This window comes from Flavobacteriales bacterium, assembly GCA_016712535.1.
Lineage (GTDB): Bacteria > Bacteroidota > Bacteroidia > Flavobacteriales_F > PHOS-HE28 > PHOS-HE28.
Genome location: JADJQW010000002.1, coordinates 186,054 through 212,010, shown reverse-complemented (window position 1 = coordinate 212,010; position 25,957 = coordinate 186,054). Strand labels below are relative to the sequence as shown.

Sequence of the window (25,957 nt, the reverse complement as noted above, 5' to 3'; positions counted from 1 at the left end):
GTCAAACACACAAAAACCCAAGTACCATGAACACGCTGAAGAACAAAGTCCACCTCGTAGGGAACCTCGGCTTCGACCCCGAAGTGCGCGAGATTGCAAAAGGCCGCAAAGTGGCCCGGCTGTCAGTAGCCACGCACGACAGCTACAAGAACGCCAGCGGCGAGCGCGTCACCGACACTCAATGGCACACCGTGGTGGCCTGGGGCCAGACCGCCGAGATGGCCGAGCGCCTCTTGCGCAAAGGATCACCCGTGATGCTCGAAGGGCGCCTGGTGCACCGCAGCTACGAAGCCAAGGACGGCAGTAAGCGCTACATCACCGAGGTCGTGATGAGCAACTTCCAGCTGCTGCCGAACAAGCGCGAGGAAGCTGCTGCGGCTTGAGCCGAAAGAAGCAACTGAATGAAGAAGGGCGACCCGTAATGGTCGCCCTTCTTCATTCTTGGACAGCGGATGACGGTCAATACATGGTCAACGGCAAGGCTCGAACCCCAGCAACCTATTCCGCCTCCAGTTCCGCCTCCACCTCTTCCGTGATGTCCATGTTGTGGTACACGGCATTCACATCGTCGTCCTCATTGAGCAGGTCAACGAGCTTGAGCACGGCCCGAGCAGTGGTGATATCGGCCGGCATGGTGGAGAGCGGGAAGCGCTTCAGTTCGGCGCTCTTCACTTCCACACCGAGCTGCTCGAGCTTCTGCTGCATGGTGCCGAAGGAGGCGAATGGCGCGTAGATGATGAATCCTTCCTCATCGCGCAGCACGTCGTCGGCGCCGCCATCGATCAGCTCCATCTCGAATTCATCGGGATCGCGGCCTTTGAGGGCGGCGGCTTCCAGCACGAACTCGGCCTTGCGCTCGAACACGTGCGAAAGCGATCCGGAGGTGCCCAGGGTCCCTCCGCACTTGGAGAAGAAGCTGCGCACATTGGCCACGGTGCGCGTGGGGTTGTTGGTGGCCACGTCCACGAACACGGCAACGCCACCGGGCGCGTAGCCTTCGTAGTTCATTTCGCTGAAGTCCGCCTCGCCGCCGCCCGCCGCCTTCTTGATCGCGCGGTCGATGTTGTCCTTGGGCATGTTCATGCCCCGTGCGTTCTGGATGGCCACCTTGAGGCGGCTGTTCGCTTCGGGGTTCGGCCCACCGGCCTTCACGGCCATGGCGATCTCCTTGCCGATGCGGGTGAAGAGCTTGCTGAGCTTGGCGTTGCGCGCGAAGATCTTGTGCTTGCGTTTCTCGAAGATGCGTCCCATGAGGCGTGGCCGTTTGCGGAGCGCGAATGTAGCCAGTGAGCCGCGAGCCGTGCCCTCTGCTTGGAGGACTCGCTCACGGCCCGGGGCCCAACCCCTCGTAGCGCCTGCGCGCTAGTTGAACCCGACCAACTGCAAGCCCACCGCCCAGGGGATGAGCTCCGGCCCTTTGCCCTCTTGGAAGAGCGGCGTGAGCGAACGCTCTGCGAATAGCGTGAACTTGCCGAAGCCGATGCGAGCAGCCGCTGCCAAGCGGTAGGGCAGCAGGTTGAAGCCGCCCTTGTCGCGGTCCAGAACGGTCTTGCCCTCCACTTGGTAGCGCTGCTTGTACATGGTATCGAAGTACCAGCTGCCCACCACGCCCACCGCAAGATTGACGTTTTTCCGGCGCGAGTAACGGTAGCGCTTCGCGAGGGCGCCAGTGGTGTCGGCTCGGGCGGCTTCGAGGTCGGAAGCGCTGGGCAAGGGCGCGCGCTTGGTGTTGAACTCAAGCATCAAGGGCATGCGGAAGCCCATCATGCGCAGCTTGTTCTTATCGATGTCAGGGCTTTCAACCGGCACACCGAAGACACTATCGCCCTGTTGCGCCAAGAGCACATTCTCCTTCAGGCGATAGTTCACGAATTCCCAGCCCAGGCCGGTGAGCAGGCCAACGTGGTGCGTGCCGAACTCGATCTTCTGCTCCATGAAGTTGATGCTCAGGAACCGCGAGCGACCGTGGTCAATCTGCATGAACTCGGCGCTGGCATCGAGGTCCGCATCGCCATCGGCACCTGTGAGGAAGTTCACGCCGGCATCGACCCCGGCCCAATTGGTGAACTGGTTGCGGCGCTCGCGGCGCTTGTCGCGAAGCACTTCGTTGATGCTGTCCTCCTTGCTGACCCAAGGTTTGGGCTCGGTCTTCACCGTGATCCGCTTGTACTTGGTGTCGATGGTGAAGCCGCCCTTGGCGACCACGGTGTCGCCTTCGGTCATTTTCACGGTGAGGCCTTCATCGCTCTGCAGGCGCAACTCCAACGCCTGCATGCGGTCGGGAGAAACGGCGGTATCGTTCTGCGCGTTGGCGGTAAGGGACAGCAGCAGAATGGAGGAGATCAGGAGCGCAGTTTTCATGGGTTAGTCTTCTTGGCCATAGGACGAACTCATGCAAGCGGAGTTACAGCGCGATGCAAATGCGAACGGCCCCGCTCCCGCGAGGCCGTTACGCTCCAAGCTGCCGCTGCCTATCAGCCTTGGCGCTCGGGATGGAAGTCGATGACCATGTGCGTGGTTCTCCAGATGCCTTCGGGATTGCTGCCGATGTCGATGCGCGCCAGCTTGCGCAGCACGTAGGCCCGAAGGCGCTCGTTGGAGCTGTTGCAGGTGAGCACTTGCACCTTGCCTTCCGCGTCGATGTTGAAGCTCACGAAGACCTTGCCCGTCATATCCCCCTGTTCCAGCCAGGGATAGCTCATGTGGCGGTTCAGGGCCCGGTCGAGCGCGCGCTCGAGCACGGTGGCGGTGGCTGGCGCATTTCCAGGGATCGGCTCGGCGGCACGGGCGTAGCCCAAGGTGAGGACTGAGGCGAAGACGAGCAGGAATCGAGCGATGCGGGTTCTCATGGCAGTGGTGGTGTTGCGTTGATTGCGCATAGGACGGGGCCACGGCCGGCCTCGTTACAGAAATACGGTGGCTGGATGATGAGCGGTGCTCCCGCGATGATGGGCGGTGCGCTCAGTGCTCAGCGGCGCGCGCTCAGCGCCAGGTGGCGGCTCAGGCGCAGGTCGAAGCCTCGGCTGCGGCCCCGGCCATCACGCTTCACCACGAAGCCTGCGCGATCACCGGCCACGGCGCGCAACGCGCGATCGGCTGCGGCTTCGGCATCCGTGGCGTCCAAGGGCCGGGTGGGCTCGGCTTCCAGGGCCAACAAGCGTTCCCGCACGGCACCGGTGAACGCTTGCCCCATCGTGGGCACGGCACCTTCGATGGCGCGCTGCCCGACCGCATCGGCTTGCGCGAGCACGGCCGGCTCTTCGGTTCGTGGATTCGGCTCCGGTGTCAGCGCATCTTCAACCGGCACGTGCGCCATCGGTGCATCTTCTGGCTCCGGTGCTGGTGGCAGCGGCTCCGCAGGTTCAGGTATCAGGGGCGATTCGACGACCTGTCGCTCCTGTGGTTGGTGATGCACAGGCGCACTCGATTCAATGGGCTCCACGATTGAATCAGAGACCGGAACTTCATCGCGCTCATCAGGTTGTCCGCCTTCGGGATGCGGTTGCTGAGCCGCTTTCGGAATGGTTGTTCCTCGATGAGCGAAGCCGGGATCCGCATTGCCTTCGCTGCGCGACCACCACCAGCCGAGTCCCAGCAGCAGCGCGATGGAGGCGGCCGCAGCCAATCGCCACGCCTTTCCCCAGGCGCCAATGGCAATCACCTTCGCCGAGCGCTTGAGTCCGGGCCTCCCGCTGAACACGATGGTCTCAGGAGCAATGCGGGTCGCTTTCACTAGGGCCCACTCCTTCCGAGCCTGCTCGTGTTCCGCGAATAGCTCGTCGAGGGCGCGTTCTTGTTCTGTGCTCAGGTCGCCTTCGAGCCGGGCCACGAGGAAATCTTCCAGATCGCCCAAGGTGGGCCGACCTGCAGGCGGCAAAGCGCGATGAAGCGATCCACGGTTATTGAAGGCAATTGGCTCCGGGGTGATTCGGGCGTGCGCGTATTGGCGGTCCGTGCGCTGTGCCGTGGGACGAGATCTCAGGAACTCCGTCAGGGCCTGCTCCTGTTCCGGGTTCAAATCCCCTTCATGCCGGGCGATGAGGTGGTCGTGCAGCGTCAGCGCGGTGACGGAGCCCGTCGGGGGCAGCGTGCGTTTGAGGGCATCGCGGTCCGTGTCGGGGAACCGAGCGGAATCGGCATCGACCATGGGTAATGCCTCCTCCGAGGGCCTGAACTGCGGGTGGGCGATCAGGAAGGCTTCGAGCTCTCGCTCCTGTTCGGCTGTCAATTGCCCGTCCAGCTGATCGAGCAGCCAGGCCTCGTAGTTGTGGGGGCCGAGGCGTTCACTCATAGCACCAGGTCGAGTTGGCCGATGTGGTCCTTGAGTGCCGTACGGCCGCGGTAGATGTACACCTTCACTTGCGGCAGATTCAACCCGGTGAGTTCCGCGATCTCCTCGTAGCTGTAGCCCTCGAGGTCGCGAAGCAGCACCACGCTGCGCTGGATCGGCGGAAGCGCAGCCAGCGCGGCATCGAGCACGGCCTTCAGGTCTGGCTGGGCCATGCTTGTGTGCTGAAGGTCCGCATGGTGCTCTTCCATGCGGCGCACGCGACCACCCTTGCGGGTCTCGTCGACGATGGCGTGGTGCGCGGTCGTGAACAGATAACTCTTCGCCTTGGCCCCGTCTACCTGATCCACCCTGGCCCAGAGCCGGGCGAAGCTCTCCTGAACCACATCCTTCGCGTGATCAGCATCGCGCAGGTGCTTCAAAGCGAAGCGGTACAGGCCATCGGCATGCGCGTCCACGGCGGCGTTGAATTCAGCGATGGTCATCGGGGAGGGAGCCGGTGCCTGAGGGTGTGACGCGCGAAGGCGGATGAAGTTACAGGTGGGCCTGCCGCATCACCGCCGACCTGTTGAAAGCCCTGTGCGCCCCTGGAGCAGGCAACGCAATGCACGGTTGACCTTTGCCGCAATGGACGCCTTACTGCACGGAGGGCAGCGCACGCGCGGGATCGCTCCCGAACAGCGCGCTGATGCGCCCCTGGTGAGCATCGTGACAGTCGTATTCAACGGAGCGGCCACGCTTGAGCGCACCATCCAGAGCGTGCTGGCGCAATCGTACCCGAACATCGAGTACATCATCGTCGATGGCGGAAGCACCGATGGCACGCTGGAGATCATTCGCCGCTATGAGGACCGGCTTTCCTATTGGGAGAGCGCGCGTGACAAGGGCATCTACGACGGCATGAACAAGGGTGTGGCGCTCTGCACCGGCGAATGGGTGGGGCTGATCAATGCGGATGACTGGTACGCACCGCACAGCGTGGAGCGCGCCATGGGCGCGGTGCGCGGCAAGAGCGGCATCAACATCGTGCATGGCGACATCTGGCTCGAGTACCCTAATGGGCACAGCAAGGTGAAGCGGGCGCGCCTGAACGGATTCCTGCTGAAGTATTGGGAGATGGTGCTCAATCATCCTTCGTTCTTCGTTCGGCGCAGCTACTATGCCACGCATCCGTTCGACATCACCATCAAGGTGAGCGGCGACCACAAGTGGACGGTTGACGCGTGGATGGAAACGCCGCGGCAGTTCCTCTACCTCGCCGAGCCGCTGGCACATTTCACGGCGGGCGGCGCCAGCATGCGCGTGCCCTTGGGCAGGATGCTGCGCGAAGGACGCTTGGTGAGCCGCGCCATCGGCCATGGGCCCTTCGGCGTGGCGTTGAGCCAGCTGGTGAGGCTCGCGCTCTACGTGCCGCAAGGGCTCAAGCTGATCTTCAACCAGCACGTCTCACCTTTGGCGGGCAAGCAGCAGTGATGGCCAGCGCGTGGAACATCTTCCAGGACTGGGCGGCCGGCAAGGGCAACCCCAAGAGCCGGCTGGTGATGCTGCTGTTCCGCATCGCGCACCTGCTGCGCCAGAGCCCCATCACGTTCATCCTCTTCTTGCCCTACTTCATCGCATACCGCATCGGCGTGGAGTGGTTCCTGTGCATCGAGCTGCCTTGGAAGACGCGCATCGGACCGGGCTTCCGCATAGAGCATGGTCAAGCGCTGGTGGTGAACGACGGAACCGTTTTCGGCGCGGATTGCACCGTGCGCAACAGCTGCACCATCGGCAACAAGCAACTGAAGGACGGCAGCTACAGCCGCGCGCCCCGCTTCGGCGATCGTGTGGACATCGGCGCGAATGCCGTGATCATCGGGCCCATCACGATCGGGCATGATGTGGCCATCGGAGCGGGCGCCGTGGTGGTGAAGGATGTGCCCGCGAAATGCGCGGCCATCGGGAACCCGGCGCGCAATGTGCCGCGGGGGTGAAGGCCCGCTCAACGGAATAGCGCTTCGCGCAGCTTCCGCTTGATCATTTCCTGAGAATAAGGCAGCTCGTGCTCGTCGCGCGGATGCAGGTCCAAGTTGATGTCCTCTGCCGGGACCTCGGCGGGATCGATCAGCCCCAGGCGCTCTTCCATGCCATCGAGCAGGGCCGCCGCGTCGATGCCAGCGAGATCGAATCGCGCGCGCGTGAATGGGTCCTGGAGCCGCTCGTTCACGAGCCTCCAATCGATCACGATGGGCTGTTCGCTGCCGATGAGCAGGAAGCCGGGCACCTCGGCCACGTGCGTGAATACGCTGCAGAATGTGCGCCTCACCCGCGGGGTAGGGCACCAGGTAACGGCGTATCCTCCCGGCAGCAGCCTTTCGCGCAGCAACTCGAAGTACTGCTTGGAATAGATGTTACCGGAATAGCTCGAATTAGGCCGCAGGGCATCGGCCTCGATCACGTCATACCGCTCTGCCGACGCGCGGAGCTGGTATCTGCCATCACCTGCGACCAAGCGCAATCGAGGATCCTCGAGCAGGTGCACGATGGCTGAATCGCCCACGCGATCGGCGTATGCGCGCACGGCCAGAGCCTGGTTGCTCATGATCTCGAAGCACGTTATCCGGCGCGTCTCCGGCCGGGATGAAATGCCATACACGGTGCCACCGGAACCGAGTCCGATCACCGCGACATGCACTGGATTCGGATGCAGCAGCACCGGAAGAGCTCCCAGCCGTGCATGAACGAGATCCTGGTGATAGGGCATGATGCTCTGCCCGAGTCCATTGGCGAACACCACGCCCACCAGCCCTTTCCCGCGATCGTACCTCTTGATGATGGAGAGCCCCGATTCATTCTCCTCGCAGATGAAGCGCTCCTTCAGTTCCATGCCGCTGAGCCTCATCCACAGCTCTTGATTGCCCGGAAGAACGGCCACCATGACCACCAGCACAAGAGCATAGAAGCCAGCGCTCCAACGCTCGCGAGCATGGCGCTTGAAAGACACCGCTGCGTAGACCAGCCCGATGAGCGCAATGGCCTTGATCATCGGGGCAGTGCCCAAGCTGCGGAACCCGACCCAGGTGATGCACCAGGCGCCTGCGGCAGAGCCGACGATGTTCACGAACTGCAGCCAGCCCACCTTGCGCCCCACTTCCTCGAAGCGATCCTGCACGATAGCCTGCGATACGGAGAAGCTCATGCCCATGAGGAACGTGGGCAGGAACATGAGGAAAAGGGGCACGATGACATAGGTGCAGAGCAGCATGCGCGGACGCAGGTCTGGCTCGTAGCTGAGCAGGTATTCCCGCAGGAAGAGGAACGCATCGGTGCGCCAGATAACTGCCAGCAGCGCCAAGAAAACGAAGGCCATGCTCCCATAGAGCAGCATCTGCGCCCGAAGGAACAGTCGCTCACGGCCCAGGATGCCGCGCGAGGCCGCCATGCGCCCGCCCACTGCGGTGCCGATGGCCATGGACACGAGATAAATGGCCAGCAGGATGGAGAAGGTGAGTGCCACGGACTTGATCATGGTCTCCAACACGCGGAACCAGATCAGCTCCAGCGAAAGCGCTGCGAAGCCGGAGATCGCATAGTGTGCTGACCAAGCCACGAGCGCCGGCGTTGCGCGCAAGGGGAGGCGTACGGCATTCGCGCATTCGCGCGCATCGGCACCGTTGGCTGGGCGCCGCAAGGCCAAGACGACCGCGCCAATGGCGCATGCCGCATTCAAGGCCACGCCGAGCCAGATGGAACCGGAATAACCGAAGGCACGAACGAGCACCACGCCAGTGACCAAGGCACCGATGCCGGCGCCCAACGTGTTGATGAAATAGAGCGAGCTGATGTAGCGCGCCTGCTGCGACATGGCGCTCAGCCTGAACGCACGGGAGAGCACTGGCAGTGAGAGCCCCATCAGGAATGTGGGCAGCAAGAGCACCAAGAAGACCAGGGCCATATTGCCCATGGTGCCCAAGTGCGCACCGGAAGCAGAGAGGTAGAGCCAATCGTACAGGATGTGCTTGCTGCCAGCCGCGAAGAGCATGATGCCCAGCTCGGCGGCCACGAAGAGCATCAGGTTCCTGCGTGGTTCATTGGCGTCGGCTAACCTGCCGCCAACCAGATAGCCAAGGCCCAGGCCGGACATGAAGGCCGTTACGATCAAACTGATGCTCACCGTGTCTGAGCCCGTGTAGAAGACCAGCATGCGCTGCCACGCCACTTGGTAAAGCAGTGCAGCAAAGCCAGACAGGAAGAAGAGCGATAGTACCAGGGTTCGGGCGAATCGACCCTGCTGCGAGCGTTCCATGCCGATGAGCGTACAGTGTGGCGCCGAGGTTCAATCCAGCTTCAGCACCGCGAGGAAGGCCTGCTGCGGCACTTCCACCGTGCCGATCTGCTTCATCTTCTTCTTCCCCTCCTTCTGCTTCTCGAGGAGCTTCCTCTTCCTCGAAATGTCGCCGCCGTAGCACTTCGCGGTAACGTCTTTGCGCAGGGCCTTCACCGTTTCGCGGGCCACGATCTTCGCGCCGATGGCCGCTTGGATCGGGATGTCGAACTGCTGGCGGGGGAGGAGCTCCTTCAGCTTGCTGCACATCTTCTTGCCCAGCTCATGCGCATGGTCGCGGTGGATGAGCGCGCTCAGGGCGTCCACGCGTTCGCTGTTGAGGAGGATGTCGAGCTTGATCAGGTCGCTCTCCTTCAGGCCCACCGGGTGGTAATCGAAGCTGGCGTAGCCGCGCGAGATGCTTTTGAGCTTGTCGTAGAAATCGAAGACCACCTCGCCCAGCGGCAGTTCGAAGCTGAGCTCCACGCGGTCGGTGGTGAGGTAGTTCTGGCCGGTGAGGATGCCGCGCTTCTCGATGCACAATGTCATGATCGCGCCGGTGTACTCGGCCTTGGTGATCACCTGCGCCTTGATGTACGGCTCTTCGATCTTCTCGATGTGCATCACATCGGGCAATTCGCTCGGATTGTGGATCTCGAATACTTCTCCGTTGGTCTTGGTTATCACGTAACCCACGTTGGGCACGGTGGTGATCACGCTCATGTTGAACTCGCGCTGCAGCCGCTCCTGGATGATCTCCATGTGCAGCAGGCCTAGGAAGCCGCAGCGGAACCCGAATCCGAGCGCTGCGCTGCTCTCGGGCGTCCAGGTCAGGCTGGCGTCGTTGAGCTGGAGCTTCTCCATGGCATCACGCATCTCCTCATAGTCGTCCGTATCCACGGGGAAGATGCCCGCCCAAACCATGGGCTTCACTTCCTCGAACCCGTGTATGGCCTCGGCGCATGGGCGATCACGGTGCGTGATCGTATCGCCCACCTTCACCTCGCTGGCGGTCTTGATGCCGCTGATGATGTAGCCCACATCGCCCGCCTTCACATCGGGGCGGGGCTGGATCTCCATTTTCAAGCAGCCCACCTCGTCGGCGCCGTATTCGACCCCGGTGTTGAAGAACTTCACCTGGTCGCCCTTGCGGATGGTGCCGTTCTTCACGCGGAAGTAGGCGATGATGCCGCGGAAGGGATTGAAGACGCTGTCGAAGATGAGTGCCTGCAGCGGTGCGTTCGGGTCGCCTTTCGGAGCGGGGATGCGATGCACGATTTCCTCGAGTACCTTATCCACGCCGAGGCCGGTCTTGCCGCTGGCCGCCATGATCTCTTCGCGCTTGCAGCCTAACAGGTCCACGATCTGGTCCTTCACCTCTTCGGGGTTCGCGCTCGCGAGGTCCATCTTGTTAAGGATGGGGATGATCTCCAGGTCGTGCTCCAACGCCAGGTAGAGGTTGCTGATGGTCTGCGCCTGTATGCCTTGGGTGGCGTCCACGATGAGCAGCGCGCCTTCGCAGGCGGCGATGCTGCGGCTCACTTCGTAGCTGAAATCCACATGGCCGGGGGTGTCGATCAGGTTCAGGACGTACTTCTTCCCATTGAGGGTGTAGTCCATCTGGATCGCCTTGCTCTTAATGGTGATCCCGCGCTCGCGCTCCAGGTCCATATCGTCAAGGGCCTGCGCTTGCATATCGCGATCGGCGATGGTGCCGGTCATCTGCAAGAGGCGGTCGGCCAGGGTGCTCTTTCCGTGGTCGATGTGGGCGATGATGCAGAAGTTGCGGATGTGTTCCATGAATCCGGTCGGGGAGGGCGTTGTAAGGGCGCGCGAATGTACCCCAATGGCTTGCGCTGTGCGGGGAAGGCGCTACCTTAGGTGGCTCGAAGCCGACGACAAGCAACCATTGCGCGTCCTGGCCATCCATAATTGAAGCAGCTTACACCCCATCACGCATGCGCCATCATACGCTCCCCCGAATCGCGGCTCTTTCGACCCTGGCCTTCGCCCTGAGCGCGTTGGCTCAGAATGGCAACGACGCTCATCCGAGCCTGATCCGGGTGGAAGCTGATCGTCAGGTGCTTGGAGCTGAAACCATGGTTGAGGTGGGGAGCAATGCGGAGGTGGATGACCTTGGGGTGCTTCCAGCGCTGCCCATGAAGCCCGTTGGTCTTTTAGCCGCAACTGCCTTCACGCCCGATGGCGATGGCCTGAATGACAAGTACTTTCCCTACATGATGGGGATGGAGCTGGGGCTCAGTCGGTTTCAGGTATTCGATCGGTGGGGGCGCCAACTCTACAGCACCACCTCGGGCGAAGGCTGGGATGGCACCTTTGGCACGGCCGGGGCAGCCATGCCCTTGGGGGTTTATGTCTGGCATCTGGAGGCTTGGCCGGCAGGGTCGCGCGACAAGGTGGAGATCTCAGGATCGGTGACCCTGATTCGATAGGAGCGGACCGCCTTGCGAGTGTCTTAGCGGAGAGGGCCGCGCTCAGGCAACTTCCGTTGCCAGACCCGAATCATAGAACACGGACCGCCATGACGGATGAACAACTCGTTTCCGGATGCATCAATGGCGACCCGATTGCGCAGAAGGCTCTTTATAAGGCCTATGCCAGGAAGATGATGAGCATTTGCATGCGTTATGCCGGCAACCGTGAACAGGCCCAGGACATGCTCCAGGACGGCTTCGTGAAGGTGTTCCAGAAGATGGACCACTACCGAGGCGACGGCCCCTTGGGCGGCTGGATCGCGCGGACCATGGTGAATACGGCCTTGGACCATATTCGGCGCAACAAGCCGTACGACCACAGCGTGGACCTCACCGAGGCCGAGCACCTTCACCAAGCAGATGAGCAAGTGCTCACCACCATGACCACGGACGAGCTGATGGAGCTGATTCAAGCTCTTCCGCCCGGATACCGCACGGTGTTCAACCTTTTTGCGATTGAAGGCTTCGCGCACAAGGAGATCGCGGAGCAGCTGGGCATCTCTGAGAACACGAGCAAGTCGCAATTCATGAAAGCGCGGGCCTATCTGCGCAAGCTGCTGCCCAAAGAAGTGGGCGCACCCTATGCTAACGACCATGAAGAATAGCCTGAACGACCTGTTCCACGAGCGATTCCAGGGCCACGAGGCACCGGTGGATCCCGGCACGTGGGCCGTGATCGAGGCCAAGCTGCTTACCGCCGCACCTGTTTCGGACCCTGTGAATGACCTGTTCCGCGAACGGTTCCAGAATCACGAGTCGGCCGTTGATCCGAGCATTTGGAACGGCATCAGCAGCCAACTCGGGCATCCAGTGGCCGGAGGCGGCTGGGCAAGCTCCTTTGGATGGATGGCGGCGGGCATTGCAGGGGTCGTGGCCATTGGCGCACTCGTCATCGCGCTTAATGGAGGCAAGCCTGAAGCCGCCATTGCTGATACAATGACAGTCGAAGAGCAGGGACATCCTGCAACGGAACCGGTCTTTGAGAATCTCATCGCGGAACCGGTTGTCGAAGCCTCTATGGCACCGGTCGCGGCGCCCACCGCTGCCCGCAACCCTGTCCTTCCCGAGAATGGGGCGGGTCCCGCTCTTTTGACCAGCGCCTCTTCGACCCCGGTACAAGCCCCACCCGCGGAGGAAAAGGTCGAGGTGGTCGAGCAGATCATCGAAGGGCTCACGGTACAGACCATGCTCGAAGTACTGGCTTATGAGCCAGCGCCAACCGAACAGCCTTCCATACCCGAGCAACAGGCGGAACAGCCGTCAACGGGGTCGGGCTCAACGACCGAAATGCCTGTGGATGAGGAAGCTACCAAGCTATTCATGCCCAACACCTTCACCCCGAATGGCGATGGCATTAACGACACCTACCGTATCCTGCCACGGCAGGGCTTCAGCAGCGTGCTGGTGCGCGTGTATAGCATGAAGAACAACCAGCTCGTGTTCAGCTCGGCCAGCATCGATGATGAGTGGCAGGGCATTAATTGCGACGATGGCATGTACCTCGTTGCGGTGGAGGCAATAACACTCGGAGGCCGCGTGGTGGCCGATGGCAAAGTGGTGTGGCTGAACCGCGGCAGCACTAATTGAGAATCAGCCGGATGCGCTGCGTAAGTTTGTCGGCCCTTCGCGGAAAGGCGAGGATTTAATATCCGACTGGATGATGGCGCGCACCCGACTCCTTGCCCTGGCAGCTTTTCTGATTTGCGCAAGTGCTCATTCCCAGGGCCCATTGATCATGGGCGCAGCAGATTACCATGCCGCCAAGCTTGCGGGCACGCTGGCTCCGGGCGCCATGCCTAGCACCCCTGCTCCAGAAAGCGATCTGGTACCACCAAGCGGTGGCGAAGAGCGTGGTGGCGGCCCAGACGATTGCAATTGCTGGATTGAGCCGGACGCCAGTTACACATTGGCCATGGCGCCGAACGACGATGGATCCACCGGCAACCTGCCGCTTCCCTTCACCTTCAACCTGTACGGAGACACGTACACTTCCTGCTTCATCAACAACAACGGCAACATCTCATTCCTGCAAGCATTCGGCACATTCAGCGCCACGGCTTTCCCCAACGCGAACAACCGGATGGTAGCGCCCTTCTGGGCGGATGTGGATACCCGAGGGAATGGCGGGCAGGTCTGGTACAAGATCACACCCACGGCCATGTACGTGAACTGGGTGGGCGTGGGCTATTTCAACCAACAGACCGATAAGCGGAATTGGTTCCAGGTGATCATCACCGATGGCAATGATCCGGTGGTCGGCATTGGGAAGAACGTGAGTTTCTGCTATAAGGACATGCAGTGGACCACCGGCAGCGCATCTCAAGGCGTCGGCGGTTTCGGCGGCATTCCAGCAACCGTTGGCGCGAACCGCGGCAATGGCACGGACTTCATCCAGTTCGGTCGTTTCGATCACGCAGGCAGTGATTACGACGGACCGTTCGGTGTCCCGGATGGCATCAGTTGGCTCGACTTCAAGAATTTCGTGTTCACCACGGTCACCAGCACGCAGAACATCCCGCCCATCGCCGCTGGCCTTTACCTCTGCGATACGCTGCGTGCCTGCGTGGGCCAGACCGCAGACCTTGAACTCACCTTTCTCTCACCCGAGAATAACCAGACCACGGTGGCCACCTCCAGTGCGCCCACCATCAGCTCATGGACGGAGATTTCCAACACCAGCGGAATCGTGGCTTCTGTCACCGGGCAGTTCACGCCCACGGCAGGTGAGATCGGCTTTCACACGGTCACCTTCACCGGTACCGACGATGGCACTCCGAATCTCAGTTCCATCATCGATATCGTGATCGAAGTGACGCCAGCGCCCTCGAGCCCCCCAGCGATCGTCGGGCCCGCGGCCATCTGCGCAGGGCAGAGCACTACACTCACGGCCACCGGCCCCTTCTCGAACTTTGTTTGGAGCAACGGCCAGAGCGGTCCTTCGATTACCGTGAATCAGCCCGGCACCTTCACCGTGACGGGCGGCAACGGTCTTTGCCAGCTCACATCTCCGCCATTCACGGTCTCCATCGTGAACGCACCTGAGCTCTCCATCTCGGGTCCTGACCTCTATTGCGGTGAGCCGCTCCCCGACCTCACGGCCTCATTCGGCTACGACAGTCTCTTATGGAGCACCGGCGAGACCGATCAGACCGTTTTCGTTGGGGGAGGAACCTACACGGTGACAGGCTACTACCAAGGCTGCGTGAATGTTTCCGCACCCTTTACCGTGGTTGAGCAGGACCCGGGCCCACCCGCGATCACCGGCGCACTGCAATACTGCGAAGGCGCCAACACCACGCTGAGCGTGAATGGCTCGCTCTACGACCTGATCCAATGGAGCACCGGAGCCTTCGATGAGTCGATCACGGTCACCGCTGGTTCGTACAGCATCACCGCGCAATTCCTGAATTGCATCTATGAATCGCAGGTCACCGTGCAGGAGATCGTGCTGCCGCCGGTTTCGATCACCGGTCCGGCGCAGCTCTGCGAAGGAGGCATCGTGAACATCAGCGCCACACCCGGCTTCGAGACTTACACCTGGAACAACAACGCGGTCGGCCAATCCATCAGCGTGCAAGCAGGAACCTATTTCGTGGCAGCCAGCATAGGGCCCTGCACCACTTTCTCCAACACCTTCACCGTAACGCAGGTGCCGAACCCCGCGCCGGTGATCACAGGACCGAACTTCAGCTGCGGCGGCACTCCGGTCCTGCTCGCTACCACCCAGCCATTCCAGAGCTACAACTGGAGCACCGGCAGCACGGCAAGCACCGCGCAGAGCGGCAGCGGTTCGGTTACCGTCACTGTGACCGATGCCAACGGATGCACAGGCACCTCGGCGCCTTATGCAGTGACCGTGGCGAACGACCCGGTAGCAGATTTCGGCACCGAACCGGATTCACCGCAGCCCACTGGCACTACCGTGCAATTCACCGACCTGAGCAACGGGCAAGGAAGCGCCATCACGGATTGGCAGTGGACCTTCGATCCTTCGGGCAACGGCAGCGATGAGCAGTCGCCCGCATGGACCTATGGCGACCCAGGCCAGTACTGGGTCACGCTCATTGTGACCAACGCCTTCGGGTGCACCGATACGATAATGCAGCGCTTCGACATCTACCCGCCCGACATCACCATCCCCAACGTGATTTCGCCGAATGGCGACCGCCAGAACGATTTCTTCGTGATCGACAACATCGAGTTCTGGGTGAACAACCTCACGGTCTTCAATCGCTGGGGCCAGAAGGTTTACGAAGCAACCAATTACAGGAACACGTGGAAGGCCGATGACCTGCCCGATGGCACGTACTATTATGTGCTCACCCTGCAGGACAAGTCGGAATACACCGGCCATGTGACGGTACTACGATGATCAACACCACACGCCGAATGATGTTGCGAAGCTGGATCGCAGTTGGCTTGACCGCTGCAGCGCTGACCGCCAATGCGCAGGAGTATTACATGAACCAGCCCAATGTGAATGCCTGCCAAGGGGCGTTCCTGGACAGCAATGGCAACGGCGGCCCGTACGGTGACAATGAGAACTTCACCTCGGTGATCTGCCCCGATGGATCAGGGCCGGCCATCTCGCTGCAGTGGGTGATATTCAATCTGAGCTCGGCCGGGGTGTCACCGAATGACCAGATGAGCATCTATGACGGGGACAACACGAGCGCGCCGCTGATCGGCACCTGGGCGGCAGGCGACAATCCAGGAATCATCTCAGCGAGCTTCGCTAACCCGACTGGCTGCCTCACGGTGGTCTTTACGAGCAACGGCACGGGCACTGGCGACTTCGCAGCCAACATCACCTGCTTCCAGCCCTGCGAGCCCCCTACGGCCGTGGCCACCTTCGGCAGCGCCATTCCCTTGCTGGCCTGCCAGGGCGAGCAGATCACGTTCAATGCCAGCGCATCGACAGCAGCGAGCGGCTTCAATATCGAACAATACATCTGGGATTTCGCTGACGGCACGGTTGATAGCACCAGCGGAGAGGTGGTGACGCACGCCTTCACGGATCCCGCCGAATACGTTGTGCAAGTCACGGTAGTCGACGATAACGACTGCGCGAGCGTGAACGTGGTTGATCTGCAGGTTCTCGTCAGCACCACGCCGCTCTTCACGGGAACAACGGGCGACACCACGATCTGCCAAGGCGATACGTTGCCATTGGTCTCGAGCCCTACCGCAGTAACCTGGTCCGCTTTGCCGGAAAGCAATTTGGGCGGTGGCTTATTCCTCCCCGATCTGCAGGGTGTCCCTTTCACCACCGCCATCACGTTCACCAATTTCGACCCAGGCCAAACGCTTACCGACCCTACCGACCTGTTGAGCGTATGCGCCACCATGGAGCACAGTTACATGGGCGACCTGGTGATCCAGATTGCCTGTCCGAATGGCCAGACCACCGTGTTCCACCAGCAAGGTGGCGGCGGCACCTACATCGGGGTGCCAGTTGATGACGAGTCGGAAACGCCGGGGACCTGCTGGGAGTATTGCTGGAGCCCCACCGCCACGAATGGCACCTGGATCGAGAATGCCGGGGGTACGATCCCGGCCGGAACCTATGAGAGCGTGCAGCCCTTCAGCAACCTGATCGGTTGCCCGCTCAATGGCCAGTGGACATTCACCATTACTGACCTCTTCGCCATCGATAATGGTTACATCTGCGATTGGTCAATCACATTCGATCCGGACCTCTTCCCCAGCCTCACGGTATACACGCCTGTGCTCGGTCAGACCGCCGACTCTGCTGCATGGACGGGCCAGAACCTGATCAGCGACCCGAACGACCCGTACAGCGCGACGATGGTGGGTGCCACGCCCGGGACCTTCGACTACAATTTCTCGGTAACGGACAACTTCGGCTGCACTTACGATACCACCATCACCGTGACCGTGACACCATCGCCGCAAGCCCCCATCATCATTGGCGGCAACCCTGTCGTGTGCAGCGGCGGCCTGGCGCAGCTTTCCGCTCCGGCGGGTTTCGACACCTACATCTGGCAGCCTGGCAGCCTTTTCGGTTCCAATGTGCAGGTGGGCGCCGGGACTTACACCGTGACCGTGGCCTACGGCAATTGCCCGCTCACTTCGGATCCGCTTACCGTTACGGAAGCCCCTGCACCCTCTCCGGTTATCACGGGCCCGCCGTTCAGCTGCGGTGGAGCGAACGCTACGCTCTCCACCACTGAGCCCTATGCCACCTATGCATGGAGCAATCAAGCCACCACGCCCACCATCACCGTGGGGACCGGTACCTACACAGTGACCGTTACCACCGCGCAAGGGTGCTCCGGAGTCTCGGCGCCCTATCAAGTGCTCGTGGCCAACAATCCGGTAGCTGATTTCGGCACCAGCCCTCAATCGCCGCAGCCCATGAGCACTACGGTTGACTTCACTGACCTCTCCACCATCGCGGGCGGCACCATCACTTCCTGGTCGTGGGACTTCGATGACCAGGGCGCTGGCAGCACGGCCCAGAATCCCTCATGGACATTCGAGAACCCCGGGCAATACGCGGTCACGCTCACCGTGACCACGGCCGATGGCTGCTCGCACTCGGTGACGAACATCTTCGTGATCTTCCCGCCGGACATTACCATCCCCAATGTGATCACCCCCAACGGCGATCGCGCCAACGATTACTTCGTGATCGACAACATCGAGTACTGGGGGAACGAGCTGACGATCTACGGCCGCTGGGGCAACAAGGTGTACTCCGCTACCAATTACAAGAACACTTGGAAAGGCGACGATGTGCCTGACGGCACCTATTTCTATGTGCTCACCTTGAGCGATAAGTCCGAGCGCACCGGTCACATCACCGTTCTGCGCTGAGGGCTCGAGGCTTTGAACAATGGAGGGCCCTTCCACCGTGAAGGGCCTTCCTACTTTAGCCGCCCTTTGAAAACGCCCATCGGATGAAGGTCATCGACCACTTGCGCAAGGCCGACCGCACCCTCTTCAGCTTCGAGATCCTCCCTCCGTTGAAAGGGAGGGACATCCGGTCCATTTACGAGGGCATCGATCCGCTGATCGAATTCGGCCCGAGCTTCATCAACGTGACCTATCACCGGGAGGAGGTGATCTATAAAGAGAAGGGCAATGGACTTACCCAGCGCGTGCGCCTGCGGAAACGGCCGGGCACGGTGGGCATCTGCGCCATGCTCAAGGCCAAGTACGGCATCGACACGGTGCCGCACCTGATCTGCGGCGGCTTCAGCCAGGAAGAGACCGAGGACGCGCTGATCGAGCTCAACTTCCTGGGCATCGACAACGTGCTGGCGTTGCGTGGCGATGCCATCAAGAACGAGGCGCACTTCACGCCGGAACGCGATGGCCATGCGCATGCCGTGGACCTGATCCGGCAGATCAACGGGCTCAACCACGGCAAGTACCTTCACGAGGAAGAGCAGGAGGCCGCCCCCACCGACCTCTGCGTGGGCGCAGCCTGCTACCCGGAGAAGCATCCGGAGGCGCTCAATCTCAACGTCGATGTCGCTTATCTGAAGCAGAAGGTGGATGCGGGTGCCGAGTACCTTGTGACGCAGATGTTCTTCGACAACGCGAAGTATTTCCACTTCGTTGATCTCTGCCGCGAAGCAGGGATCATGGTGCCCATCATCCCGGGCCTCAAACCGCTCACCACGCTCAAGCACATCGCCTTCCTCCCGAAGACCTTCCGTGTGGACCTGCCCGATGCCTTCGCGAACGAACTGGTGAAATGCCGAAGCGACCTCGAGGTGAAGCGACTCGGCATCGAATGGTGCATCGCGCAGGCGAAGGAGCTTCGGGAGCGCAACGCGCCATGCCTGCATTTCTACACCATGGGCCGGAGCGAGGCGGTGCGTGCCGTGGTATCGGCCGTGATGTAGGGGCTGCCCCACCTTACCTTGGCGCTATGCGCGCGCTTGCATTCGTCCTTGCCGCATCGGCACCCTGGCTGATCGCAGCACAGGTCTGCTATGACCCGCACGCCATCGAGCGCATCGCCTCCGACGAGGCGTGCTGCCATGCGGGACTTGCTCAACGCCAGGGACGAAGCGAGCCTTCCCGCGGGTACGACATGGTTCATCACCGCCTCGACCTGGTGATTGACCCTGCGGTGCGCGCCATCTCCGGTCTTGTTACCCACCGGATCACGGCGTTGGCGGAGCTGGAGGCCATTGAACTCGATCTCAGCAATGCCCTTATCGTCTCTTCAACCATCGTGGACGGCACTGCCGTTGCCTATCTGCACGTGGACGACGAACTCACCTTGTTGCTGCCCGACCCCATTGCGGAAGGAGAGACCGCCGAGGTCTCCATCGCCTACGCCGGCGAACCGCCGCAGAACGGATTCGGGTCGTTCGCCCAGGCCGAACATGATGGCGCGCCCATCGTCTGGACCCTGAGCGAGCCTTATGGCGCGAAGGATTGGTGGCCGTGCAAGCAGGACCTGAACGACAAGGCCGATTCGCTGGACCTGATCGTGACCACAACCACTGGCAACCGTGTGGCGAGCAACGGGCTGCTGATCGAAGAAACCGATCTGGGCAACGGGGAGGTGCGCTTCCATTGGCGCCATCGGCACCCGATTGCTTATTACCTCATCGCGCTTGCGGTCACCAATTACAGCGTGTTCAGCAACACTGTTCCACTGGCCGATGGCGATGTGGAGGTGCTCAACTACTGCTACCCCGAGAACCTCGGTGCTTGGCAGATCGCTAGCAACGACATAGTGGCGCAGCTGCAGCTCTATAGCGAGCTCTTCGGGCCCTACCCCTTTGCTGATGAGAAGTACGGGCATGCGCAGTTCGGCTGGGGCGGCGGCATGGAGCACCAGACCATGAGCTTCATGGGCGGCCTATGGTACGAGCTCATTGCGCACGAAGCGGCGCATCAGTGGTTCGGCAACCTGGTCACCTGCGGCACTTGGCAGGACCTCTGGCTGAATGAAGGGTTCGCCACCTACCTGCAGATGCTCTGCTACGAGCGCCTCGCGCCGCAGTACTGGAAGCCGCAGATCCGTGCGCGCATGAATCAGGTGACCTCACAGCCCGGCGGCAGCGTGCTCGTCACCGACACGCTGAATATCGGACGGCTCTTCGATGTGCGGCTCACCTATGCGAAAGGCGCGCTGCTGCTGCACATGCTGCGCTGGGTGTGCGGCGACGAGGCCTTCTTCCAAGGCGTTCGAGACTATCTCAACGACCCCCTGGTGCGCAACAGAAGCGCAGTGACCGCGCAGCTCGTGGCGCATTTGGAAACCGCCAGCGGCTTGAGCCTTTCAGAGTTCATGGCGGATTGGCACAGCGGCCAGGGATTCCCCACGTATCAAGTGGCTTGGGCGCAGGAGGCCGAAGGCCGGGTGCATGTCGGGATCGACCAAACGACCTCGCACGCAAGCGTCGGATTCTTCGAGATGCCGGTGGCCTTGCGCTTCACCGGCGATGGCCAGGAAGAGCTGGTCCGGCTCAACCATCTGAGCAGCGGGCAGCGCTTCGAGTTCGACCTTCCGTTCCAGGCCGATTCCGCTCAGTTCGACCCGGACCTCTGGATCGTGAGCGGGCAGAACCTCGTGCTCAAACTGCCAATGGCCGTGTTCGAGGACCGCGACCGCTCGTTGATCTATCCGAACCCGGTTACGGATGATGCGTGGCTGCACGTGGGCGGGCGCATGAGCGGACAAGTGCGCCTGGAGGTGATTGATGCCTTGGGGCGGATGGCTATTGCGGCCAATCCAGTGGTGGAAGACCTACGCGTTCCGGTGCCGAGTGCGCGCTTGGCGCCCGGCCACTACACCGTGCATGTCGTGAGCAGCGATGGGGCCCGCATCGAGCTGCGGTTCATCAAAGGTTAAGTGGCGAGTCCGCTGAAGTCACGGGCGATGACGGGGCCTCATCCGGCTTGTCCGGTGCCGGGGCTTCAGCAGGCGCATGCTTCAGGCGGCGCTGCGCGAGGATGAAGAGAACGATGCCCATGGTGATGGCCGCATCGGCGATGTTGAAGACCGGCTGGAAGAACTCGAAGTAGGATCCACCGATGCGCGGCAACCAAAGGGGGAGCTGCCCGCGCCAGATGGGGAAGTGGAACATGTCCACCACGGCGCCGTGGAACAAACCTGCATAACCGCCGGCGGCCGGCAGGAATTCAGCGACCTCGTGCGGGGTGCTGGCGCTGAAGAGCAGTCCATAGAACGTGCTGTCGATGATGTTCCCGAGGGCGCCCGCGAACACAAGCGAGACGCTGACCACCTGCAGCAAGGAGGCCTGCTGAGCTACCATGCGGCGCAGGGCCAAGCCGATGCCGAACACGGCAGCGATGCGGAGCAGAGTCAGGGCCAGTTTTCCATACTCCCCGCCGAGCTTCATGCCGAAGGCCATGCCCTCGTTCTCGATGAAGTGGAGGTAATACCAGCTATCGAGGTGCTCCGGGATGTGCTGCCCGATGGTGAAGGTGAGCTTCACCCACACCTTCAGCGCCTGATCGGCCAGCAGCACGAGCAGGATGATGGCGGCAGCGCGCTTCAAGGCCTTGAGCGGAATAGCAGCCCCTTGGCTTAGTTGCCCATCTGCTGCTTGGCCTCGATGCTCAGCGTCGCATGGGGCACCAAGCGCAGGCGCTCCTTGCTGATCAACCGGCCGGTGACGCGGCAGATGCCGTAGGTCTTGTTGCGGATACGCAGCAAGGCGTCCTCGAGGTGCTTGATGAACTTCTCCTGTCGTGCGGCGAGCTGCGCGGTCTCTTCACGGCTCAGGGTCTCGCTCCCATCCTCGATCATCTTGAACGACGGGCTCGTGTCGTCGGTGCCATTGTTGTCCGTGTTGGCCAAGGTCTGCTTCAGAAGGTCGTAGTCCTTACGGGCCTCATCGAGCTTCTTCTTGATGATCTCGCGGAACTCCTCAAGCTCATCGTCATTGTAGCGGGCCTTGTCGGCGCTTTCCAAGGTGCTCACATGCTTCTTCACGACCGGTGCGGATACCGGGCGCATGGGCGCTGATACTTGTGTCACCAACGGTGCAGCCGGTGCCTTGGGCTCCTTCGCTTCCTTCTTCGCTTCCTTCTTCACGGGCTTGGGGGCGGCCACTGGGGCCGGCTTGGTTACAGGTTTGGCTGCTGCAGGCGCGGCCTTCACCGGAGCAACAGGCTTTGAAGCAGCCTTTGCCGGGGCTTTGGCAACAGCCTTCGCAACAGGCTTCACGGGAGCCTTGGCTGCAGGCTTCGGTGCAGGCTTGGCCACGGCCTTCTTCGCCACGGGTTTCGCAACCGGTTTGCTCACGGGTTTCTTCGCCACGGGCTTGGCCGCCTTCACGGGTTTGGCCTTGGGCTTCGCGGCAGGCTTGCTGGCCTTGACAGGCTTCTTGACAGCAGGCTTCGCAGCTTTCTTGGCTACGGGCTTCGCCGGCTTCTTCGCGATCTTCTTGGCCATGACGGCGGGGGTTCGTTAAAAGATCCGCAAATATAGCCGGGCACCACTCTCAATTGGCCGATTGGACAAGGCTTAGCGCGCAGCGGAGGCGGTCGTCGATCTCCACCTCATGGATGCCTGCGCCCTCCGCGGGTAATGCGGGCACAAGCACTTGGTCTTCAGGTGTTATTGCCAAAGTCTCGGCGAGTATGTAGGCGGCATGGCTGCGGACAGCTCGCGCCAATCGTTCGTCGCCTCCGGCATGAATGTGCAGCAGCACGCGATCCGTAACCTCGAAGCCGCTCTCCTTCCGCAAGCCCTGGATCCTGCTCACCAGCTCGCGCGCGATGCCTTCTTGGAGGAGTTCATCGGTGAGGGTGATGTCGAGCGCAACGGTGAGCGCGCCATCGCTGGCCACGCTCAAGCCCGGGACATTCTCCGCAGTGATCTCCACATCGTCGCGGAGCACCTCCACCTCTTGTCCCTCGATAGTCAGCCTCATGGAGCCATTCGCTTCCAGTTCCGCGATCTGCGATTGATCGAACGCCGTGATGGCAGCGGCTACGCTCTTCATGAGCTTGCCCATCCGTGCGCCCAGCTTCGGGAAGATGGGCTTGATCTTCTTGGTGAGCTTGCTCTCGCTGGCGTCCAGGATGACGAGCTCCTTCACGTTCACCTCGCTCAGCACCAGGTCGCGGATGGCCTCCAAGCGCGTACGCATCGCGTCATCGGTCACAGGCACCAGCATCTTCTGCAAGGGCTGCCGCACACGGTGACCTTCCTTCTTGCGGATGCTGAGCACCAGCGAGGTGAGCTTCTGCGCGAGTGCCGTACGCTGCTCGAGCTCGGTGTCGATAAGCGACGCGTCGTGCTTCGGCCAATCGCTGAGGTGGACACTCGAACCAGTCAGATCACGGTAAAGACGGTCGCTGAAGAAGGGCGCGATGGGTGCGCTGAGCATCGCGATCACTTCCAGGCAACGATGCAGTGTGCTGAACGCGGCGTTCTTATCGGCACCGATCTCGCCTTTCCAGAAGCGGCGGCGGTTGAGGCGCACGTACCAATTACTGAGGTCCTCCACCACGAAGTCCTGGATCGCACGTGCGGCGATGGTGGGCTCGTAGTCGGCGTAGCTCGCGTCCGCTAGTTTCAGCACGCTGTTCAGGCGCGAGAGGATCCAGCGGTCGCTCTCCGTCAACGTCGCCTCGCCCTTCCCGTCGAATCCATCGATGTTCGCGTACAGTGCGAAGAAATTGTAGGTGTTGAAGAGCGCGCGGAAGAACTTACGCTGCACTTCAGTGATGCCTTCTGCATCGAACTTCAGGTTGTCCCACGGTGAGGCGTTGCTGATCATGTACCAGCGCACGGCATCGGCGCCGTACTGGTCCAGCGTCTTGAAGGGGTCCACCGCATTGCCTAGTCGCTTGCTCATCTTCTGGCCCACCTTGTCGAGCACCAGGCCATTGCTCACCACGGTCTGGTAGGCCACGCTGTCCTGCGTGAGCGTGGCGATGGCGTGCAGCGTGTAGAACCAGCCACGGGTCTGGTCCACGCCTTCGGCGATGAAGGCTGCGGGGAACTTCTCCTTGAAGGTGGCCTCGTTCTCGAAGGGGTAGTGCCACTGCGCGTAGGGCATCGCTCCGCTGTCGAACCACACGTCGATCAGGTCGGTCTCGCGACGCATGGGCTTGCCGCCGGGGCTCACCAGCACGATGTTGTCCACGTACGGGCGGTGGATGTCGATGCGGTCGTAATTGGAATCGCTCATGTCGCCTGGCACGAAGGCGGCGTAGGGGTCTGCCGCCATCATACCGGCCTTCACGGCGCGGGCGACCTCCTCCTTCAGTTGTGCGAGTGAACCGATGCAGAGCTCCTCGCTGCCATCCTCCGTGCGCCAGATGGGCAGTGGAATGCCCCAGTAGCGGCTGCGCGAGAGGTTCCAGTCCTGCAGGTTCTCCAGCCAGTTGCCGAAGCGGCCGGTGCCGGTGCTCTCGGGTTTCCAGGTGATGGTCTTGTTGAGCGCGATCAACCGGTCCTTCTTCGCGGTGACGCGCACGAACCAGCTGTCGAGCGGGTAGTACAGCACGGGCTTGTCGGTGCGCCAGCAGTGCGGGTAGTTGTGCTCGTACTTCTCCACCTTGAAGGCTCGGCCTTCGGTCTTCAGCTTGATGGCGATGCGCTCGTCCACGCTGAGGTACTTGTCGCGCCCTTGCTTCTTCGCCTCGGCCGCCTGCTCCTCCGCGCTGAGGTACTCTGCCTTCACGTACTCGCCAGCGAAGTCGGTCACTTCATGCTTGAAGCGGCCGCGCAGGTCCACCAGCGTGAGCGACCCGATGCCATGCTGGCGCGCCACACGCTGGTCGTCCGCGCCGAAGCTGGGTGCCGTATGGACCACGCCGGTGCCGTCCTCCGTGGTCACGAAGTCGCCGCCGATCACCTTGAACGCGTCGCCGCCCTCCGGTGCCGCGTAAGGGAGCAGCTGCTCGTAGCGCACGCCTTCCAACTGGTGACCGTAGAAATCATCGAGGATGCTCCAGGGGATGTTCTTGCCATCCTTCTTGTAGTCCTCGAACGAAGCGTCCTGGTTGTCCTCTTTGAAGTAAGCGTTCAACCGGGCCTTCGCCAGCACCACGGTCTGCGGCGCATGCGTGTAGGGGTTGAAGGTCCTCACGCGCACGTAGTCCAGCTTGGGGCCCACGGTGAGCGCGCAGTTGCTGGGCAGGGTCCAGGGTGTGGTCGTCCATGCGAGGATGAACACATCTCCGAAGGCGTCTTTGAACAGCCATTCGCTGTTCGCATCGCGCTTCACCTTGAACTGCGCCACCACGCTGGTGTCCTTCACCGGCTTGTAGGTGCCGGGCTGGTTCAGCTCGTGGCTTGAAAGGCCCGTGCCCGCTGCGGGCGAGTAAGGCTGAATGGTGTAGCCCTTGTACAGCAGGTCCTGGTCGTACAGCTGCTTCAACAGGTGCCACACGCTCTCGATGTACTTGGTGTGGTAGGTGACGTAGGGCTTCTCCAGATCGAGCCAGAAGCCGATGCGCTTGGTGAGGTCGTTCCACACATCGGTGTAGCGCATCACGGCCTTCTTGCACGCGGCGTTGTACTCTTCAATGCTGATGCTCTTCCCGATGTCCTCCTTGGTGATGCCGAGCTCCTTCTCCACGCCCAGCTCGATGGGCAGGCCATGGGTGTCCCAGCCGGCTTTGCGATCCACGCGGTGGCCTTTCTGCGTCTGGTAGCGGCAGAAGATGTCCTTGATGGTGCGCGCCATCACGTGGTGGATGCCGGGCAGGCCGTTGGCGCTGGGCGGACCCTCGTAGAACACGAAGGGCGGCGCGTTCTTGCGCAGCTCCAGGCTGCGGCCGAAGGTGTCCTCGGCCTCCCATTGCTTCTGCACTTCTTCAGCGACCTTGGGCAGGTCGAGTTCGTCGTATTGCGGGAAACGCTTGTCCATCGCGGATTTCAAAGGGCCGCGA

Annotated in this window: 20 protein-coding genes; 10 read left to right on the top strand and 10 right to left on the bottom strand. The window is 61.6% G+C overall.

Features of this window, described 5'->3' with window-relative positions:
• Nucleotides 1-26: 26 nt before the first annotated feature.
• On the top strand, nucleotides 27-383 hold the full coding sequence (locus IPK70_00840) for a single-stranded DNA-binding protein (protein ID MBK8225704.1): 357 nt from the start codon (nucleotides 27-29) through the stop codon (nucleotides 381-383).
• Nucleotides 384-498: 115 nt separating this feature from the next.
• On the opposite strand, the gene IPK70_00835 is transcribed toward IPK70_00840, so the two are convergent.
• From IPK70_00835 to IPK70_00815, 5 genes are all read right to left on the bottom strand, one after another.
• Complete coding sequence (locus IPK70_00835; GenBank protein ID MBK8225703.1) at nucleotides 499-1,251, bottom strand: YebC/PmpR family DNA-binding transcriptional regulator; 753 nt, start codon at nucleotides 1,249-1,251, stop codon at nucleotides 499-501.
• Nucleotides 1,252-1,362: 111 nt separating this feature from the next.
• Nucleotides 1,363-2,361 carry a hypothetical protein gene (locus IPK70_00830; protein MBK8225702.1) on the bottom strand — a complete coding sequence of 333 codons (999 nt, stop codon included), beginning with the start codon at nucleotides 2,359-2,361 and terminating at the stop codon, nucleotides 1,363-1,365.
• Nucleotides 2,362-2,474: 113 nt separating this feature from the next.
• Nucleotides 2,475-2,849 carry a hypothetical protein gene (locus IPK70_00825; GenBank protein MBK8225701.1) on the bottom strand — a complete coding sequence of 125 codons (375 nt, stop codon included), beginning with the start codon at nucleotides 2,847-2,849 and terminating at the stop codon, nucleotides 2,475-2,477.
• A 119-nt stretch (nucleotides 2,850-2,968) separates the two neighbouring features.
• Nucleotides 2,969-4,291 carry a hypothetical protein gene (locus IPK70_00820; protein ID MBK8225700.1) on the bottom strand — a complete coding sequence of 441 codons (1,323 nt, stop codon included), beginning with the start codon at nucleotides 4,289-4,291 and terminating at the stop codon, nucleotides 2,969-2,971.
• The gene (locus tag IPK70_00815) at nucleotides 4,288-4,773 is read right to left on the bottom strand and encodes an RNA polymerase sigma factor (protein ID MBK8225699.1); all 486 of its coding nucleotides are present in this window, start codon (nucleotides 4,771-4,773) and stop codon (nucleotides 4,288-4,290) included. Before IPK70_00815 ends, IPK70_00820 begins: the two co-directional genes overlap by 4 nt.
• Nucleotides 4,774-4,816: 43 nt before the next feature.
• Here IPK70_00815 and IPK70_00810 point away from each other — a divergent pair, with 43 nt between their 5' ends.
• On the top strand, nucleotides 4,817-5,761 hold the full coding sequence (locus tag IPK70_00810; protein MBK8225698.1) for a glycosyltransferase: 945 nt from the start codon (nucleotides 4,817-4,819) through the stop codon (nucleotides 5,759-5,761).
• On the top strand, nucleotides 5,761-6,264 hold the full coding sequence (locus IPK70_00805) for a serine acetyltransferase (GenBank protein ID MBK8225697.1): 504 nt from the start codon (nucleotides 5,761-5,763) through the stop codon (nucleotides 6,262-6,264). Before IPK70_00810 ends, IPK70_00805 begins: the two co-directional genes overlap by 1 nt.
• A gap of 8 nt (nucleotides 6,265-6,272) precedes the next feature.
• Here IPK70_00805 and IPK70_00800 read toward each other — a convergent pair whose 3' ends face one another.
• The gene (locus tag IPK70_00800) at nucleotides 6,273-8,576 is read right to left on the bottom strand and encodes a spermidine synthase (protein MBK8225696.1); all 2,304 of its coding nucleotides are present in this window, start codon (nucleotides 8,574-8,576) and stop codon (nucleotides 6,273-6,275) included.
• A gap of 30 nt (nucleotides 8,577-8,606) precedes the next feature.
• On the bottom strand, nucleotides 8,607-10,394 hold the full coding sequence (gene lepA, locus IPK70_00795) for an elongation factor 4 (GenBank protein ID MBK8225695.1): 1,788 nt from the start codon (nucleotides 10,392-10,394) through the stop codon (nucleotides 8,607-8,609).
• Nucleotides 10,395-10,552: 158 nt separating this feature from the next.
• Here lepA and IPK70_00790 point away from each other — a divergent pair, with 158 nt between their 5' ends.
• The 7 genes from IPK70_00790 to IPK70_00760 all read left to right on the top strand — a co-directional run bounded on the left by IPK70_00790 (nucleotide 10,553) and on the right by IPK70_00760 (nucleotide 20,933).
• Nucleotides 10,553-11,047 carry a gliding motility-associated C-terminal domain-containing protein gene (locus IPK70_00790; GenBank protein ID MBK8225694.1) on the top strand — a complete coding sequence of 165 codons (495 nt, stop codon included), beginning with the start codon at nucleotides 10,553-10,555 and terminating at the stop codon, nucleotides 11,045-11,047.
• 89 nt (nucleotides 11,048-11,136) lie between these two features.
• Entirely contained in the window at nucleotides 11,137-11,694 is a 558-nt protein-coding gene (locus tag IPK70_00785) for a sigma-70 family RNA polymerase sigma factor (protein ID MBK8225693.1), read from the top strand.
• Nucleotides 11,684-12,676, top strand: coding sequence for a gliding motility-associated C-terminal domain-containing protein (locus tag IPK70_00780; protein MBK8225692.1), 993 nt, complete (start codon nucleotides 11,684-11,686; stop codon nucleotides 12,674-12,676). Before IPK70_00785 ends, IPK70_00780 begins: the two co-directional genes overlap by 11 nt.
• Before the next feature lie 148 nt (nucleotides 12,677-12,824).
• The gene (locus IPK70_00775) at nucleotides 12,825-15,461 is read left to right on the top strand and encodes a gliding motility-associated C-terminal domain-containing protein (protein ID MBK8225691.1); all 2,637 of its coding nucleotides are present in this window, start codon (nucleotides 12,825-12,827) and stop codon (nucleotides 15,459-15,461) included.
• A 17-nt stretch (nucleotides 15,462-15,478) separates the two neighbouring features.
• Nucleotides 15,479-17,929 (top strand): gliding motility-associated C-terminal domain-containing protein, encoded by a 2,451-nt coding sequence (locus IPK70_00770; GenBank protein ID MBK8225690.1) that lies wholly within the window; start codon nucleotides 15,479-15,481, stop codon nucleotides 17,927-17,929.
• A gap of 83 nt (nucleotides 17,930-18,012) precedes the next feature.
• Nucleotides 18,013-18,966 (top strand): methylenetetrahydrofolate reductase [NAD(P)H], encoded by a 954-nt coding sequence (gene metF, locus IPK70_00765; protein ID MBK8225689.1) that lies wholly within the window; start codon nucleotides 18,013-18,015, stop codon nucleotides 18,964-18,966.
• Nucleotides 18,967-18,992: 26 nt separating this feature from the next.
• Nucleotides 18,993-20,933 carry a T9SS type A sorting domain-containing protein gene (locus tag IPK70_00760; protein ID MBK8225688.1) on the top strand — a complete coding sequence of 647 codons (1,941 nt, stop codon included), beginning with the start codon at nucleotides 18,993-18,995 and terminating at the stop codon, nucleotides 20,931-20,933.
• Here IPK70_00760 and IPK70_00755 read toward each other — a convergent pair.
• The 3 genes from IPK70_00755 to IPK70_00745 all read right to left on the bottom strand — a co-directional run bounded on the left by IPK70_00755 (nucleotide 20,923) and on the right by IPK70_00745 (nucleotide 25,935).
• The gene (locus tag IPK70_00755; protein MBK8225687.1) at nucleotides 20,923-21,603 is read right to left on the bottom strand and encodes a lipoprotein signal peptidase; all 681 of its coding nucleotides are present in this window, start codon (nucleotides 21,601-21,603) and stop codon (nucleotides 20,923-20,925) included. The genes IPK70_00760 and IPK70_00755 overlap by 11 nt on opposite strands.
• Before the next feature lie 29 nt (nucleotides 21,604-21,632).
• Nucleotides 21,633-22,064, bottom strand: coding sequence for a TraR/DksA family transcriptional regulator (locus IPK70_00750; GenBank protein MBK8225686.1), 432 nt, complete (start codon nucleotides 22,062-22,064; stop codon nucleotides 21,633-21,635).
• A 487-nt stretch (nucleotides 22,065-22,551) separates the two neighbouring features.
• Nucleotides 22,552-25,935: an isoleucine--tRNA ligase gene (locus IPK70_00745; protein ID MBK8225685.1), complete on the bottom strand. Its 3,384-nt coding sequence runs from the start codon at nucleotides 25,933-25,935 to the stop codon at nucleotides 22,552-22,554.
• Between the last annotated feature and the right edge of the window lie 22 nt (nucleotides 25,936-25,957).

What these genes read in the sequence shown, in the direction of transcription:
- IPK70_00775 (MBK8225691.1), top strand. Translation starts at nt 12,825, where the DNA reads ATGGGCGCAGCAGATTACCATGCCGCCAAGCTTGCGGGCACGCTGGCT.
- IPK70_00840 (MBK8225704.1), top strand. Translation starts at nt 27, where the DNA reads ATGAACACGCTGAAGAACAAAGTCCACCTCGTAGGGAACCTCGGCTTC.
- IPK70_00770 (MBK8225690.1), top strand. Translation starts at nt 15,479, where the DNA reads ATGATGTTGCGAAGCTGGATCGCAGTTGGCTTGACCGCTGCAGCGCTG.
- IPK70_00760 (MBK8225688.1), top strand. Translation starts at nt 18,993, where the DNA reads ATGCGCGCGCTTGCATTCGTCCTTGCCGCATCGGCACCCTGGCTGATC.
- IPK70_00825 (MBK8225701.1), bottom strand. Translation starts at nt 2,849, where the DNA reads ATGAGAACCCGCATCGCTCGATTCCTGCTCGTCTTCGCCTCAGTCCTC.
- metF (MBK8225689.1), top strand. Translation starts at nt 18,013, where the DNA reads ATGAAGGTCATCGACCACTTGCGCAAGGCCGACCGCACCCTCTTCAGC.
- IPK70_00820 (MBK8225700.1), bottom strand. Translation starts at nt 4,291, where the DNA reads ATGAGTGAACGCCTCGGCCCCCACAACTACGAGGCCTGGCTGCTCGAT.
- IPK70_00805 (MBK8225697.1), top strand. Translation starts at nt 5,761, where the DNA reads ATGGCCAGCGCGTGGAACATCTTCCAGGACTGGGCGGCCGGCAAGGGC.
- lepA (MBK8225695.1), bottom strand. Translation starts at nt 10,394, where the DNA reads ATGGAACACATCCGCAACTTCTGCATCATCGCCCACATCGACCACGGA.
- IPK70_00780 (MBK8225692.1), top strand. Translation starts at nt 11,684, where the DNA reads ATGAAGAATAGCCTGAACGACCTGTTCCACGAGCGATTCCAGGGCCAC.
- IPK70_00745 (MBK8225685.1), bottom strand. Translation starts at nt 25,935, where the DNA reads ATGGACAAGCGTTTCCCGCAATACGACGAACTCGACCTGCCCAAGGTC.
- IPK70_00830 (MBK8225702.1), bottom strand. Translation starts at nt 2,361, where the DNA reads ATGAAAACTGCGCTCCTGATCTCCTCCATTCTGCTGCTGTCCCTTACC.
- IPK70_00750 (MBK8225686.1), bottom strand. Translation starts at nt 22,064, where the DNA reads ATGCGCCCGGTATCCGCACCGGTCGTGAAGAAGCATGTGAGCACCTTG.
- IPK70_00785 (MBK8225693.1), top strand. Translation starts at nt 11,137, where the DNA reads ATGACGGATGAACAACTCGTTTCCGGATGCATCAATGGCGACCCGATT.
- IPK70_00800 (MBK8225696.1), bottom strand. Translation starts at nt 8,576, where the DNA reads ATGGAACGCTCGCAGCAGGGTCGATTCGCCCGAACCCTGGTACTATCG.
- IPK70_00790 (MBK8225694.1), top strand. Translation starts at nt 10,553, where the DNA reads ATGCGCCATCATACGCTCCCCCGAATCGCGGCTCTTTCGACCCTGGCC.
- IPK70_00815 (MBK8225699.1), bottom strand. Translation starts at nt 4,773, where the DNA reads ATGACCATCGCTGAATTCAACGCCGCCGTGGACGCGCATGCCGATGGC.
- IPK70_00810 (MBK8225698.1), top strand. Translation starts at nt 4,817, where the DNA reads ATGAAGTTACAGGTGGGCCTGCCGCATCACCGCCGACCTGTTGAAAGC.
- IPK70_00835 (MBK8225703.1), bottom strand. Translation starts at nt 1,251, where the DNA reads ATGGGACGCATCTTCGAGAAACGCAAGCACAAGATCTTCGCGCGCAAC.